Below are 14,774 nucleotides of genomic sequence, written 5' to 3'. Positions count from 1 at the left end.
TGATGTTCCCTGTCAGGTGACGTAATGAATGACGAATGTGTCCGCACGATTGGCCAATCATGTCATGGTATTGTGCAAAGTGAATATGACAATCTGTCCCGCCCGGCGATGCAAGCTCCGGAATCGGTTCAATTTTTTGTTATGATGGCGCTAACCGGGCGCAATGTCGCACCCGGTTGCTTGTTGTGGTTTGCATCATCCGAGCGTCAGGCGGACAGAATGCGCGTCACCATTTCGGTCGTGTCCCGCGACAGGGTCGGGGTGGCCAAAATCCGCTCCAACTGGTCGCGCATCATGCCTTGGCGATCCGCATCATAGCGCTTCCATGTTTCAAACGCCCCGGACATCCGGGCTGTGGTTTGCGGATTAAGCGCATCCAGCGCAATGAGGTGATCGGCCAAAAGCGCGTAGGCCTTGCCATCAGAGGCATGAAAACCCGCGTGATTGCTCGCCAATGCGCCAAACACCGACCGGAATCTGTTTGGGTTTTTCATGGTGAAATCAGGGTGTTGGGTGAGGGATTTGGCAATGTCCGCGGCCTGATCGGGGGCGGCGGAGGCGACTTGCATCATGAACCACTTGTCCATGACCAAACGGTCGTCTTGCCACTGAGCGGCAAAATCCGCCAATTCATCCTCGCCAAGTCCCGCCGACAACAAGGCCTGCAATGCCCCGGCCTGTTCGGTCATATTGTCCGCACGTTTGTAAAGCGCGCGCGCCGTGGCTCCACCATCACTCAGCGTCAAAAGTGAGAGGGCAGACAGGCGCAGGCTGCGCTTGCCCGAGCCTTCTGCGTCGGGAGCAAAGGCCCCGGCATCGTTTTCCACATAGAGCGCGGGCAGCACTTCGCGCAGATGCGCCGCCAAAATGCGCCGTACCTCTTCGCGGGCGGCATAGATTTTATCCGGGTCCGGCGTGACGCCGGCATCATAGAGCGTTTGTGCCAAATCGTCCTGTGACGGCAGCCCAAGCGTCAGCGCGCGGAAGGCGGGATCAAGGCTGTCATCGGTGAGCACGGTTTTGATCGCGTCGAGATAGGCGTTGGCGGGCGGTGTGCCGTCCATGATCATCGCGATCAACGTGTCTTTCGCCAGCATTCGCCCCATTTCCCATTTCTGAAACGGGTCGGTGTCATGGGCCAACAGGAAGGCACGGGTTTTGGCGCTCATCTCGCGCTCAAGCACCACGGGGGCGGAGAAATCACGCAGGATCGAGGCCGTTGGACGCGCGCCCAACCCCTCGAACGAAAAGCTCTGTGTCGCCTCTGTCATCTCCAACACTGTGGTGGGAACAACCTCAGCGCCATTTGGGCCGATGAGGCCCACGGCAATGGGCAGGACCATCGGCTTTTTGTCGCTCTGGCCCGGTGTGGCAGGGGTGGATTGGGTGAAGGTCAGGGTGAATGTGCCGTCCTGCCAGTCCTCTTCAACACTTAGACGCGGCGTGCCCGCCTGAGAATACCATTGTTTGAATTGTGCAAGATCGCGCCCTGTCGTATCGGCAAAGGCTGCCAGCCAATCCTCGATGGTCACTGCCTGTCCGTCATGGCGCTCAAAGTAGAGATCGCAGGACTTTTTATAAGCCTCGTCACCGACAATCCGCTTGAGCATCCCGATGATTTCCGCGCCTTTTTCATAGACCGTGGCGGTGTAGAAATTGTTGATCTCGACAAAACTTTCGGGCCGCACCGGATGGGCCAGCGGTCCGTTGTCTTCGCGGAACTGACGGGCGCGCAGGGTCAGGACTTCTTCAATTCTTTTGACGGCATGGCTGCGCATGTCGCCGGAGAACATCTGATCGCGGTAGACTGTCAGTCCCTCTTTGAGGCAAAGCTGAAACCAATCGCGACAGGTGATGCGGTTGCCGGTCCAGTTGTGAAAATACTCATGGGCAATGATGCCTTCGATCCGTTCAAAATTCGCGTCTGTCGAGGTCTCTTTCGAAGCCAAAACACAGGACGAATTGAACACGTTCAGCCCCTTGTTTTCCATCGCTCCCATGTTGAAGTCATCAACAGCCACAATGTTGAATATGTCCAAGTCGTATTCACGACCATAGACCCGCTCGTCCCATGCCATACTGTCTTTGAGCGCCTGCATCCCAAAGGCACATTTGCCCTCGTCACCGGGCCGCACCCAGATGTTCAATTCGACCTGCTTGCCGGATTTTGTGGTGAAGCCGCCGGGATGGTTGATTAGATTTCCGGCCACCAGAGCGAACAAATAGGAGGGTTTCGGCCAGGGGTCATGCCACTCGGCAAAGCCCGGTCCAAAGGCCCCCGGATTGCCATTGGACAACATCACCGGCATGTCGGATTCAATGCGTACGGAGAAGGGCGCCATCACATCGGGGCGGTCCGGGTAATAGGTGATCTTGCGAAAGCCTTCGGCCTCGCATTGGGTGCAATACATGGCATTTTGTCCGGGCTGACTTTCGCGCTCGCCCTCTTCGGGGGCTTCCACGTTCAGCGGAGACATGTAGAGACCTTCCAAGGCGGTGTTGGTCTGCGGGCTGATCTCCACCTCGGCTTCAAAGGTAAAGGGGGCGGTCGGAAGATCGCCGGATTTGATCACCAGATGGGTGTCCGTGACCTGATAAGGCACGATGGCTTCATTCACGGCCACGGCGATGAGTCTCAGGCCTTCGCCGTCCAAAATCAGATCGCCGGGATTTTGCACATTCGGCACAAAGGTGATTTTGGACAGAACCCGCGTGGCCCGAGGGGCCAGCCGAAAGGTCAGATGCACATCGCGCACCCAATGGTGCGGCTCTTGGTAATCTTTGAGGTAGATCGTTTGGGTGGCTGCATCTTTCATTCTCTGTCCTTTCGCGGGTGGCGCGTTTTTGGCACGTTAGAGCGGGGGACAGGGGGCTTCAACACCCACGGGTCTCAATGTAATCATCTTGTGATCACGCGCGCGATGGCGCGCGTGCCTGGCAAGAGGGACAGCCCGTGATGAGGTTATGCCGCACCGACAAAGGCGGCGAGTTTGCCCAAGGTTTGCATCCCAAGTTCGACCGCGCCAAAGCCCTTGGCCTCTTGGTATTCCGCATCGCTCGAAAAGATCATCCGCAATGTGATCCGCGATCCGTGGCCGGTGGCTTCGAAAACCGCCGATGCGTCAGCATGTTTGGGGCCGTTTTCACCCCAGAGAAGCTCGTACTCAATCCGCTCCATGGGGATCACGCGGGTGTAGCGGTGATGGTTTGGAAAGACGGTCCCATCCGGCCCGATCATGTCGAACACCCATTCGCCACCGTCGCGCAGGTCGATGCGTGTGGTGCGGCAACTGAACCCATCGGGTCCCCACCATTTGGGGAGCGCCTCGGGGGCGGTCCATGCGCTCCAGATCGCCGCAACGGGTGCGGCGATGTCGCGGGAGAGGGTCATGGTGCGGTTTTCGGCAGAGCGGTCCATCAGAGCAACCCCTTGGCATAGGTGACGAGTTGATCCGCCACTGTGCCCCAACCGTCAAAAAAGCCCATGTCTTTATGGGTTTGTGCCGCCTCTTCGGAGCGGTGTCGGGCGGTGGCTGTATAGATCGTGCCGCCGTCTGGCGCATCCGCAAAGGTCAGGATCGCCGTCATGAACGGGTCCGGCGCGGGTTTCCACCCTTCGGAATAGCCATCTGTAAAGACAAGCTTTTCTCCGGGGATCAGTTCAAGATAGACGCCGGTGTTGTCCATCACCGCACCATCTACGTCAAAGACCGTGTTGAACCGCCCTCCCACACGCAGATCAATGTCGCAGGCGGTGACTTTGTGTGGGGCGGGGATAAAGAAATGCGGGATGTGTTCGGGCTGCGTCCAACAGTCCCAGACCAGGGCGCGGGGCACGGCCAGAGTGCGGGTAAAGCTGAGGTCAGTCTTTGGATCGAGGGTCATCTGTGTGCTCCTTTGCGGATTGGGTGAGTTGGGTGACATAGGCATCAAAACGGTCGAGGCGGCCGGTCCAAAGGCTGCGTTGCTGCTCAAGCCAGCTTTGCACCGGGGTAAAGGCACCGGGGGTGAGGCGACAGGTGCGGATGCGGCCTCGTTTTTCAGTCGAAATCAGCCCGGCGGTTTCAAGTTTCTTCACATGAGCCATGAGGGAGGGAAGAGCCATGTCATGGGGATTGTGCAGCTCCGACAGGGTGGCCGGGCGCGCGCCAACCGGGTCAGGATTGCGCGGCGGGTTGGGTCACTGAGGGCTGAGAACAGCGTGTCGAGATCGTTTGAATGCTTAGTCATGTAGCTAAGTATTCGGATTTTGCCGCGTGATGCAAGAAAAACTTAGGATTTTGGCTAAGTTTTTGTCGAGTGACGTTTGGGAGCGCGCTGGCCGGTGTCGTCGCCAGGTTGAAACGAAAACCCGCGTATGGTTGCGCGTCATGACAGGTTTCAGCGCCATGAAGTGCTGATCTCAAAGGCAAGTTGCAAACAAGCTCTTCAGCTTCGCACCTCCCCTAACCTCACAAATGTTTTGGTCCGGTCGAGGCCAGTCGTGGGCCTTTGCATGGTGCGATATGGGCGCTCAAAACTCAGTCGCGATGCCGGATGTGATCAATAAAGGGGCAGCGGGCGCAATTGGGTGAGTATGCGAACAGCGCAAAGGTGCATGTGCGCAGGGATGCAGAGGCCTTGCGCACCCATGCCCCTTTTCTCTGCTCGCAAAGCAGGTATCCTTAACCAAAAGGAGAGGCATATCATGAGCAGACCCATCGTTGGCGTGATCGGAAATTCGGACCTGCTGAACGGGCAATACCCGGCCTTTACCGGCGGCAAGATGAACGCCGAGGCCGTCTCCGATGTTGCGGGCTGTATGCCGCTTTTGATCCCGGCGCATCCCAATTTCGTCTCCCCCGAGGAGCTGATGGGCGTTTGTGACGGTTTTTTGTTCACCGGCGGTCGGCCCAATGTGCACCCAGAGGAATATGGCGAACCTGAGACTGAAGCCCATGGGGCGTTTGATCGCTGTCGCGATGCGGTGACATTGCCGCTTATTCGCGCCTGTGTTGAGGCGGGTCTGCCGTTCCTTGGCATTTGTCGCGGCTTCCAGGAGATCAATGTCGCCATGGGGGGCACGCTTTATCCTGAAATTCGCGATCTGCCGGGGCGAATGAACCACCGGATGCCGCCAGATGGCACGATTGAGGAAAAATTCGCCCTGCGCCACCCGGTGCGTTTGAGCGAGGGCGGGGTGTTTCATCGCTTGTTTGGCACCGACGAGGTGATGACCAATACGCTGCACGGGCAGGGGATCAAAACCCCCGGTGCGCGCATCGTGATTGACGGCTACGCCCCCGATGGCACGCCTGAGGCGATTTATGTCAAAGATGCGCCGGGGTTCACACTTTCGGTGCAATGGCACCCGGAATGGAACGCCTGTCAGGACCCGGTGTCGCGGCCGTTGTTTGCCGCCTTTGGTGAGGCGGTTCATGCTTATGCTGCGGCGCGCGCAGGGGTCTCGCGGCCGCTGTCGAAGGCCGTTTAAGCGGTCAAATCCCTTTCAAAGCGCCTTTTCCATCCGAAAATTTTCAATTCCGACACCGTCGCGGATCACCGTTTGCCGGGCCGTCACCCGCCAGCCGCGTTTTTCAAAGAAACGCCGGGCCAGATGCGACGCCTCTGTGTCCATGTAGGGCAGGCCAAGACGACGCGCCTCCGTCTCGCAGGCGTCATAGAGCTTGGCGGCGGTGCCTTTGCCCATCTCCTCCAAGGCGACATAGGCAAAGTCGATATGACCGTCATGCCCCATGGTGAAAAAGCCTTTGAGCCGTCCCCATCGCGTGGCGCAGATCGCATAGCCCGCAGTCAGCCGTGCGGGCCAGGTTTCGGGGGCATGGTCGCGGTCCGGTGCCCACGCCGCACGCTGCGCCGCCGTATAAAACGCGCCTGTGCCGCCGTGCACCGTGCGGTGAAACAGCGCGTAACAGGCATCAGCGTCTTTGACGGTGATCGGACGTACTGTGATCGGACGCAATGTGAGGGCGCGTATTTTCATGTCCGAACTTGTAGCGCGCGGGCGGTGTCTCGGCTAGAGTGGCCGATATGAAATATCTCGATTATCCCCCGGTTTGGCTTTTGGCCTTTATGTGCGCCGCTTACGCCTTGGCCGGTGTGGGGGTCGATTTTACCGTGCCGCCGCTGGTGGCTCTGGTCGGGTGGATTTTGATCGCGCTGGGCGTGGGGCTTATGGGGGTGGCCGCCTTCACGATGTGGCAACACAAAACCACAGTCATCCCCCACAAACGGCCCTCGGCCATCGTCACCAATGGTGTCTACGCCCTGTCGCGCAATCCAATTTATCTGGGCGACGTCTTTACACTCGCAGGCTTTGCTTTACTTTGCGGCAGTTCGATGGGGATCGTGTTGGTTCCGGCCTTTATGGCCGTGATACAAAAGCGATTTATCATTGAGGAGGAACAAAAGCTCCGGGCGGGATTCCCACAGGATTTCTCCGTTTGGGCCAAAAAAACGCGACGTTGGTTGTAGTCTCCCGTCACGAGTCGAAAATGTTAGCGCAATAATGTTGCGAAACATCGGCAGGATTGGGTAAGGATGCACCAAGAATGCGAATAGGACTGGGGAAAAGGAAAATCTCGTGAAATTTGGGGTTCCAAAGGAAGTCTTTGAGGGGGAGGCGCGCGTCGCGTTGACTCCTGAGAGCGCCAAGCAATTACAAAAGCTTGGATATGACTGTGCCGTTGAAACCGGGGCCGGTGCGCTTGCCGGGTTCTCCGATAAAGGTTATGCGGAGGCAGGCGTCGAGGTCATCAAGACCGCCGCTGCGCTTTGGAAGGACTGCGACATCGTCGCCAAGGTCCGCCAGCCGTCCGAGACGGAGATGAAGCGGCTCAAATCGGGTCAGACTTTGATCTCTTTCTTCAATCCGGGTGCCAATGAGGCCGGGATGGAGATGGCCAAATCCAAAGGCGCCAACGTGATCGCCATGGAAATGGTGCCGCGGATTTCGCGCGCCCAGAAAATGGATGCGCTCTCCTCTATGGCCAATATCGCGGGCTACCGCGCAGTCATCGAGGCCTCCAACAATTTCGGCCGTTTCTTCACCGGGCAAATCACCGCCGCGGGTAAAGTGCCGCCCGCTAAAGTGTTGGTTGTCGGTGCCGGTGTGGCCGGTCTTGCCGCCATTGGGACGTCGACCTCGCTCGGTGCGATCACCTATGCGTTTGACGTGCGTCCCGAAGTGGCCGAACAGGTCGAAAGCATGGGCGCGCAGTTCGTCTACCTCGATTTCGAGGAAGAACAACAGGATGGCGCGGCCACGGGCGGCTATGCCTCTGTGTCCTCGCCTGAGTTCCGCGAAGCGCAGCTGGCGAAATTCCGCGAATTGGCCCCCGAAGTGGACATCGTGATCACCACCGCGTTGATCCCGAACCGCGAAGCGCCCGAACTTTGGACCGAAGACATGGTTGCGGCGATGAAGCCGGGGTCCGTGATCGTCGATCTCGCGGCGGAAAAGGGCGGCAACTGCAAGCTGACCAAAATGGACGAGAAAATCGTCACCGAGAATGGCGTGACCATCATCGGTTACACCGATTTCCCGTCCCGCATGGCGGCTCAGGCCTCGACGCTTTACTCCACCAACATCCGTCACATGATGACCGATTTGACGCCGGAAAAAGACGGCCAGATCGTGCATAATATGGAAGATGACGTGATCCGTGGCGCGACGGTGACTTACGCAGGCGCGATCACCTTCCCGCCGCCGCCGCCGAAAATCAAAGCCATCGCCGCCAAGCCGAAAGAAGCGGCCAAAGTGTTGACGGCAGAGGAAAAACGCGCCGCAGAAACCGCCGCTTTCAAAGCCCAGACCAAACAACAGGTCACTTTGATGGCGATCGGTGCGGTGCTTTTGCTGGGGGTTGGCCTTGTTGCGCCTGCCTCGTTCATGCAGCATTTTATCGTCTTCGTTCTCTCCGTCTTCATCGGCTTCCAGGTCATTTGGAACGTGTCGCACTCGCTGCACACGCCTCTCATGGCTGTCACCAACGCCATTTCGTCGATCATCATCTTGGGCGCTCTGATGCAAATCGGGTCGGGCTCCTGGCTTGTGATTGTACTCGGTGCTCTGTCGGTCTTCATGGCCGGGATCAACATCTTTGGCGGCTTTATGGTCACACGGCGCATGCTTGCCATGTTCCAGAAATCTTAAGGGGTAGGGATCATGGAATACGGATTTACGACAGCGGCCTATGTGGTCGCAGCGGTGCTCTTCATCCTCTCTCTCGGGGGATTGTCGGGCCAGGAAAGCGCAAAACGCGCGGTGTGGTACGGGATTGTCGGCATGGCTTTGGCCGTGTTCGCCACCTTGATCGGGCCGGGATCAGGCCTGTGGCTTTTGTCGCTCGTGCTGATTGTGGGCGGCGGGATCATCGGCTGGATGGTTGCCACCAAGGTTGAAATGACCGAAATGCCGCAACTTGTGGCCGCGATGCACTCGCTCGTTGGTCTGGCTGCGGTCTTCGTGGGCTTTAACGCCCATTTCGAAGCGACAAATGTGGCGGGTCTGGACGCGGCTGCGCGTCATGGTCTTGACGGGTTCGCGGCGCTTCTGGCCCATAAAACCCCGGTCGAGCTGAACATCCTCAAGGTCGAATTGTTCCTCGGCATCTTCATCGGGGCGGTGACCTTTACCGGGTCGATCGTCGCCTTCGGCAAACTCGCCGGCAAACTGAACTCGAAAGCCACCAAACTTCCGGGCGGTCACATGTTGAACGCAGGCGCGGCGGTGATCTCCGTGCTTTCGCTGATTTGGTACTTCAACACCGGGGGCTTCTTGCCGCTGGCGATCATGACGTTGATGGCGCTGTTCATCGGCTATCATTTGATCATGGGTATCGGCGGCGCCGATATGCCGGTGGTGGTCTCCATGCTCAACTCCTACTCGGGCTGGGCCGCGGCGGCGATTGGTTTCTCGCTGGGCAACGACCTTCTGATCGTGGTCGGCGCGCTGGTGGGTTCTTCCGGTGCGATCCTGTCTTACATCATGTGTAAGGCGATGAACCGCTCCTTTGTCTCGGTCATCTTGGGCGGCTTCGGCGGCACCACGGGGCCGGCGATGGAAGTCGAAGGCGAACAGATCGCGATTGATGCCGATGGTGTGGCAACCGCCCTCAATGAGGCCGATAGCGTGATCATTGTTCCGGGCTACGGCATGGCTGTGGCTCAGGCACAGGCGGCTGTCTCTGAACTGACCAACAAGCTGCGCGCCAAGGGCAAAAACGTGCGCTTCGCCATTCACCCGGTTGCGGGTCGTTTGCCGGGGCACATGAACGTGCTCTTGGCCGAAGCCAAAGTGCCCTATGACATCGTGATGGAAATGGACGAGATCAACGAAGACTTCCCGGACACGGATGTGGTCATCGTCATCGGCTCCAACGACATCGTGAACCCGGCCGCCCAAGAAGATCCGAACTCCCCGATCGCCGGGATGCCGGTTCTCGAAGTGTGGAAAGCCAAGCAGGTGTTCGTGTCGAAACGCGGTCAGGGCACCGGCTATTCGGGCATCGAAAACCCGCTGTTCTACAAAGAGAACACCCGCATGTTCTATGGCGATGCCAAAGACAGCATGAACGCGCTGCTGCCGAAGCTCGACTGAGTTTCGTCGTAGGATAAATACTCACGAAAGGGCGGCCCTCATATGGCCGCCCTTTTTCTTTGAGTATTTGCATCGCGATAAAGACAGAATCCAGCGCGTGAAGCCTCTACGTCAGAGGCGATAAGCCAAAGATTTCAAAGCCTTTTGCGGCCCGGCATGGATCGCGCTGACGCTCGCCCGGGGGCAGAGATGGGGCGTGGATGATCTGCGACTATGGTCCTGTATACGGAGGTATTCCAGCAAGGTATTGATATTGCGGCAATTTATCTCTTTTCAGATCGGGTTTTGCCGCTATGCTGCGCCCAAATCGCACCTGTTCCATATCTATAAAGGCGTCCTATGGCTCCCCTGACTGATCACCCTCGCCGTTATGAATTGGCCAATGAATTGCACGCACGGCCCTTTCCCGAAATGCCAGGGCAGGCACGCGCGGCCTATTTGGCGATCCGGGCATCGGGGGACGCAGCGCGGCGGGATCGGGATTTGGACCGGGCGCATCTCTTGGCACTGTTGGATCGCTATGGGGCGGCGCATCCGGCACCGGGGGCGACCCATTACGCCGGGTCTTTGGGCAAATACCGGCTGAAATGGGAAAGCCACACCGAATTCGTCACCTATACCATCTTTGCCGATGGCGTTTCTGAGCGCGCCTATGACAAGGGCACGTTTGAGTTGTTCCCCGAGGACTGGTTGACCGAAGCTCCGGGCCAAAGGATCACCTCGGCGTTGATCCGGGTGGAAACGGTGGCGGATGATGCCGCCGTGTCTGAGCGGATTGACCAGTGGTTCGAGCGCGAGAGCCTTGCCACGGCGCGGGTGTTGGATGGGGCCATGGTGGTTGCGGGCGATTTCCGCATTGATGAGGCCGGGCACATGCGCTTTGCGCTGTTTCCGCAAGAGGACTGTGGCCAACGCCGGATCGGGCGGGTGGTTCAGCGGCTTTGCGAGATCGAAACCTACAAAGCCATGTCGATGCTGGGTCTCGTTCAGGCGCGCAAAGTTGTCGGCGAATTGGCCGATATCGAAAAGGAACTGTCGGAACTGATGACGGCACTGACCGAGCGCAATGGCACCCCGGTTGAGGAGGTGTTGGATGATATTCTGGGGCTTTCGACCCGGATCGAAGATCTGGTGACACGCAGCAATTTCCGCTTTGGCGCGACGGGGGCCTATGAGGCCATCGTCACGCAGCGGGTGGAGGTGCTGCGCGAGGCGCGGTTCATGGGACGGCAGTTGTTTTCGGAATTCATGATGCGGCGCTATGATCCGGCGATGCGCACGGTCAAAGCCGCCGAACGGCAATTGGAAAGTCTCGCTGAACGGGCGGCGCGCGCGGCCAATCTGTTGCGCACCAAGGTCGATGTCGGGCGCCAGGCGCAAAACCAGGCGTTGCTTGAATCCATGGACAAACGTGCCGATTTGCAATTGCGGTTGCAAGAGACGGTGGAGGGCCTGTCCGTGGTGGCAATCAGCTATTATGCGGTCAGCCTCGTCGGCTATCTGGTCTACCCGGTTTTGGAACCTCTGGGCCTCTCGAAAGGCTTGGCCTTGGCGATGGTCACGCCGCTGGTTGTCCTTGCCGTGTGGCTTGGCCTGCGGCGGATAAAGAAGCATCACCTTGGATAAGGCGGGCGGTCAATGCGCCGCCCACCGCAATCGAGATCAGCGCCAAAATCGCAGCCAACGACAGCGTCGGCACACCCGAAAGCCCCGCACCCACGGTGCAGCCGCCCGCCAAAACGCCACCGATGCCCATCAAAGCCGCGCCTGCGATGTAGCGTCCGGTTTGGCGCGGGGACTCAAAGCTTTGCCACTGGAACCGGCGGGCGGAAAGCGACGAAATCAGCGCCCCCAAGATCACGCCACCGATGAGGCCCGTACCGAACCCAGCAGGGATGGAGGAGGCCGCGACAGTCCAAAACAGCGTTTCGGCAGAAGGCGAGGTGAAGGACAGGCTTTCCATTGCGATTGGGTCGAACTCGTCGAACAACACATAGCCGGTGCTGATCCAGGCCAAGGGCACCAAAAGGCCGATCAAGGCGCCCAGTGCAAGGTCGCGACCGCGCGCCGAAAAGCGCCAGGCGGCCAAGGCGGCACCTCCGGCCAACACGGCGGTCCAGATCAGCGCAGAGCCGGGCAGCGCGGCGGATTGCAGCGGCAGGGTAAAGCCGCCAAGCGTGGTGCGCAGCGGTGCCAAGATGCCTTTGAGCGTGGCGTGGGCGATGACGGCGAAAACCACCAAGACGAGGGCCGCGCGCAGGTTGCCGGTGCCCGTCAAGACGGTGAGTCGGGACACACAGCCACGGGTCAACACCATGCCCGCGCCAAACATCAATCCGCCCAAAAGGATCGCCAGCCACGGCAGATCGGTGGCGAGGAAACGGTGCTCGTCGAAGCTGATAAGGCCTTGAGTGACGGCGAGTTGGGTGCCGATGATGGCGGTTGCAAGACCCGCAAGCCAAACCCCGGCAGCGGCGCGACGGTCGCCTATGGGGCCAGCCACCGCGCGGCGGAAACAGAATTTCGACACCTCGGCCAAGACGCCAAAAGCAAGGCCAAGGGCCAAGCCCAAAAGGATCGCCGCTTGGCGTGGCAGAATGTCTAGCCCGAGGGTCTCGTACATGGGTCCGTCTCCGAGGTCTGCTGTGCGTGGAATATTTGTCTTGATAAAGGCCGATTGTGTGGCTTTGCAATCTCGATGCCGTTCCAAATGGACGCATTGTCAGGAATTTTGTTCCCGATCGGATCAAATTCCCCGGCCTGTCATTTCGCGGTCCAGCAGTGATGTGGCACAAAAAAACGCGCAGGCGAGACCAGCGCGTTTTTCGTTTTTATTGTCGGGTCGGCTTAGCGACCGCGAATGCGTGGATCCAAAGCGTCGCGCAGCCCGTCACCGATGTAATTGACGGCCAAAACGGTCAGCGAGATCGCGAGACCCGGCCAAATCACCCGCTCGGGATATTGCTGGATCATGTCTTTGGCATCAAACAACAGCCGACCCCAAGTTGGGAAATCCGGTGGAAAGCCGAGGCCGAGGAAAGACAGCGCGGATTCGGTGATGATCGCGTTGGCGATGCCTAACGTGGCCGAAACCATGATCGGCGACATGATATTGGGCAGGATGTGACGCAACACGACGCGGCGGCTTGGTGTGCCGATGGAGCGGGCGGCCAGCACATATTCGCGCTCTTTGAGGGCCAAAACATCACCACGCACAATCCGCGCGGTCTGCATCCACGAGGTGATGCCGATCACGAACACGATCAGGACGAAAATCCCGGTCTCAAGCCCGAACATCGCCCGCAACGGATCGCGAAACAGCATGATGATCACCAGCAAAAGCGGCAACAGCGGCAGCGCCAAAAACAGATCGGTGAAGCGCATCAATAGGCCGTCGAGCCGTTTCCAATAGCCGGCCAGAACGCCGACGAAGGTGCCCAAAACCAAGGACAGCCCCATCGCGGTCAGACCAACGGAGATCGAGGTTTGCCCACCTTTGAGCATCCGGGCCAAGATGTCGCGACCCAATTGATCGGCACCAAACGGATGCGCCAAAGACGGGCCTTTGTTACGGGCGCGGATGTCGATGTAGGTCGGGTCGATTTTCCACAGATAGGGGCCAAGGTAAACGGCGGCGATGATAAAGATGAAAAAGATCAGCCCGGCCATCGCGCCTTTGTGGGTTTTGAACTGGTCCCACACGTCCCACCATTGATTGCGGGGCGGACGGGCGGCCTGGGTCTGTGCGGTTGCGTCAGTCATATGATGGGCCTCAGTCGTAGCGGATGCGGGGATCGAGGATGCCATACAGAATATCCGCGATGAGATTGAAAAGAACGATAAGCACGGCGAAGATGAAGGTCAGGGTTTGCACCATCGGCGCGTCAGAGGCGTAGATGGCGGTGATCAACATCTGTCCCAGACCGTTCACCTGAAACACCTGCTCGGTGATGATCGCGCCGCCAAAAATTGTCGGCACACCCAGCGCAATGACGGTGACCACCGGGATCATCGAATTGCGCAGCACATGGGAGAGCACGACGACTTTCTCCGACATGCCTTTGGCACGGGCGGTGCGAACGTAATCCTGGTTGAGGTTGTCCAACATAGACGCGCGCATGAACCGCGAGATTTGCGCGGCGTTATACAGCGCCAGGACCGAAACCGGCATGATCATCTGTTTGACTTGATACCAGAAACTGCCCCAGTCGGTGACGGTGTGGGTGGTGTCATAGATCGACGGGAACCATTGCAAGATCACCGAGAAGACCACGATCAACAACACGCCAGAGAAAAAGGTGGGGATCGAAAAGCCGATCATCGAGATGAACGTGCCGATCTGGTCGAACCACGAATATTGTTTGTAGGCGGAAATAATGCCGATCGGCAGGGCGATCAGGATGCCGATGACATAGGACAGGCCGACAACCCAAAGCGTTTGCGGCATGCGTTCGGCCACCACGGTCATCACCGGCGAGCGCGATTGGAACGAGATGATCCGCTGTTTTCCCTCGGCAAAATCGGTGCCGAACAGGTGATCCCATGCGACTTGCGGCTCAACGACAAAGAATTGGTAGAGCCAGTTCAAAAACCGAATGTGAACGGGTTCGCCAAGGCCCAAGGCCTCGCGCATTTTCTCTTTGACCTCGGGCGGCACGGTGAGCGGGATCGAAGACATCGGATCGCCCGGTGCCAAGTCGAGCAAAAGGAAGATCACCAAAGAGATGAACAGAAGCGTCGGAATAGAGATCAGCAATCGACGGATCGTGTAATTGAGCATGGGCGGCGCCTCGGTTCAGGTCTTTGTCTTGGATGAAATAAAAAGGTGCCCCGCCATGATGTGACGGGACACCCAGAGATCAGTGCATTACTTTTCGCGATACCAATCGGCGGCATTCCAAAGCTCGGAATCCCACGAGTTCATGATCACGCCGCCCAAAGTGTTGGAGGCCGCAGAGACACGACCGCGATAGACCAGCGGGATGATCGCATAGTCTTGCATCAACATGTCGTTCATCGCTTTGGCAAGTTCCGCACGTTTCTCAAGCTCGCCGGTTTTGGCCATTTCAGCCACCAGCGCGTCGAACTCAGGGGTGCAATAACGCGGCATGTTGTTGCCCTGCCATTGGGTTTCCGGACGCGGGGCCTGTTTGCATTCCCAGTTGGCCATGTA

Annotated in this window: 13 protein-coding genes and 1 pseudogene; 5 read left to right on the top strand and 9 right to left on the bottom strand. The window is 58.5% G+C overall.

What is annotated here, in order from left to right; genetic code table 11:
* Positions 1–206 precede the first annotated feature (206 nt).
* From pepN to C8029_RS02525, 4 genes are all read right to left on the bottom strand, one after another.
* Positions 207–2,816, bottom strand: a complete 2,610-nt coding sequence (gene pepN / locus C8029_RS02540; RefSeq protein ID WP_152002167.1) for an aminopeptidase N — start codon at positions 2,814–2,816, stop codon at positions 207–209.
* Positions 2,817–2,962: 146 nt separating this feature from the next.
* The gene (locus tag C8029_RS02535; RefSeq protein WP_009570895.1) at positions 2,963–3,418 is read right to left on the bottom strand and encodes an SRPBCC family protein; all 456 of its coding nucleotides are present in this window, start codon (positions 3,416–3,418) and stop codon (positions 2,963–2,965) included.
* The gene (locus C8029_RS02530; RefSeq protein ID WP_009570894.1) at positions 3,418–3,885 is read right to left on the bottom strand and encodes an SRPBCC family protein; all 468 of its coding nucleotides are present in this window, start codon (positions 3,883–3,885) and stop codon (positions 3,418–3,420) included. Before C8029_RS02530 ends, C8029_RS02535 begins: the two co-directional genes overlap by 1 nt.
* Positions 3,863–4,105: an ArsR/SmtB family transcription factor gene (locus tag C8029_RS02525; protein WP_353617582.1), complete on the bottom strand. Its 243-nt coding sequence runs from the start codon at positions 4,103–4,105 to the stop codon at positions 3,863–3,865. Before C8029_RS02525 ends, C8029_RS02530 begins: the two co-directional genes overlap by 23 nt.
* Before the next feature lie 582 nt (positions 4,106–4,687).
* Here C8029_RS02525 and C8029_RS02520 point away from each other — a divergent pair.
* Entirely contained in the window at positions 4,688–5,473 is a 786-nt protein-coding gene (locus tag C8029_RS02520) for a gamma-glutamyl-gamma-aminobutyrate hydrolase family protein (RefSeq protein WP_009570892.1), read from the top strand.
* Positions 5,474–5,488: 15 nt separating this feature from the next.
* Here C8029_RS02520 and C8029_RS02515 read toward each other — a convergent pair whose 3' ends face one another.
* Complete coding sequence (locus tag C8029_RS02515; RefSeq protein ID WP_009570891.1) at positions 5,489–5,983, bottom strand: GNAT family N-acetyltransferase; 495 nt, start codon at positions 5,981–5,983, stop codon at positions 5,489–5,491.
* A 47-nt stretch (positions 5,984–6,030) separates the two neighbouring features.
* Between C8029_RS02515 and C8029_RS02510 the strand changes: the two genes are divergently transcribed.
* From C8029_RS02510 to C8029_RS02495, 4 genes are all read left to right on the top strand, one after another.
* On the top strand, positions 6,031–6,474 hold the full coding sequence (locus C8029_RS02510; protein ID WP_009570890.1) for a methyltransferase family protein: 444 nt from the start codon (positions 6,031–6,033) through the stop codon (positions 6,472–6,474).
* A gap of 109 nt (positions 6,475–6,583) precedes the next feature.
* Positions 6,584–8,155, top strand: a complete 1,572-nt coding sequence (locus C8029_RS02505) for a Re/Si-specific NAD(P)(+) transhydrogenase subunit alpha (RefSeq protein WP_152002166.1) — start codon at positions 6,584–6,586, stop codon at positions 8,153–8,155.
* Positions 8,156–8,167: 12 nt separating this feature from the next.
* Positions 8,168–9,601, top strand: a complete 1,434-nt coding sequence (locus C8029_RS02500; RefSeq protein ID WP_152002165.1) for an NAD(P)(+) transhydrogenase (Re/Si-specific) subunit beta — start codon at positions 8,168–8,170, stop codon at positions 9,599–9,601.
* Between the two features lie 339 nt (positions 9,602–9,940).
* Complete coding sequence (locus C8029_RS02495; protein WP_009570887.1) at positions 9,941–11,227, top strand: DUF3422 family protein; 1,287 nt, start codon at positions 9,941–9,943, stop codon at positions 11,225–11,227.
* On the opposite strand, the gene C8029_RS02490 is transcribed toward C8029_RS02495, so the two are convergent.
* From C8029_RS02490 to C8029_RS02475, 4 genes and pseudogenes are all read right to left on the bottom strand, one after another.
* Positions 11,160–12,224: a YeeE/YedE family protein gene (locus C8029_RS02490; RefSeq protein WP_152002164.1), complete on the bottom strand. Its 1,065-nt coding sequence runs from the start codon at positions 12,222–12,224 to the stop codon at positions 11,160–11,162. The genes C8029_RS02495 and C8029_RS02490 overlap by 68 nt on opposite strands.
* A 224-nt stretch (positions 12,225–12,448) precedes the next feature.
* Positions 12,449–13,363 (bottom strand): ABC transporter permease, encoded by a 915-nt coding sequence (locus C8029_RS02485; protein WP_009570885.1) that lies wholly within the window; start codon positions 13,361–13,363, stop codon positions 12,449–12,451.
* A gap of 10 nt (positions 13,364–13,373) precedes the next feature.
* Entirely contained in the window at positions 13,374–14,381 is a 1,008-nt protein-coding gene (locus tag C8029_RS02480; RefSeq protein ID WP_074641971.1) for an ABC transporter permease, read from the bottom strand.
* Positions 14,382–14,468: 87 nt separating this feature from the next.
* Positions 14,469–14,774, bottom strand: a pseudogene (locus C8029_RS02475) (peptide ABC transporter substrate-binding protein); the annotation flags it as partial.

It is taken from the genome of Roseobacter sp. TSBP12, assembly GCF_009129705.1.
In the GTDB taxonomy this organism is placed as follows: Bacteria; Pseudomonadota; Alphaproteobacteria; order Rhodobacterales; family Rhodobacteraceae; genus Celeribacter; species Celeribacter baekdonensis_A.
This window is presented reverse-complemented; position numbering and strand designations above follow the sequence as displayed.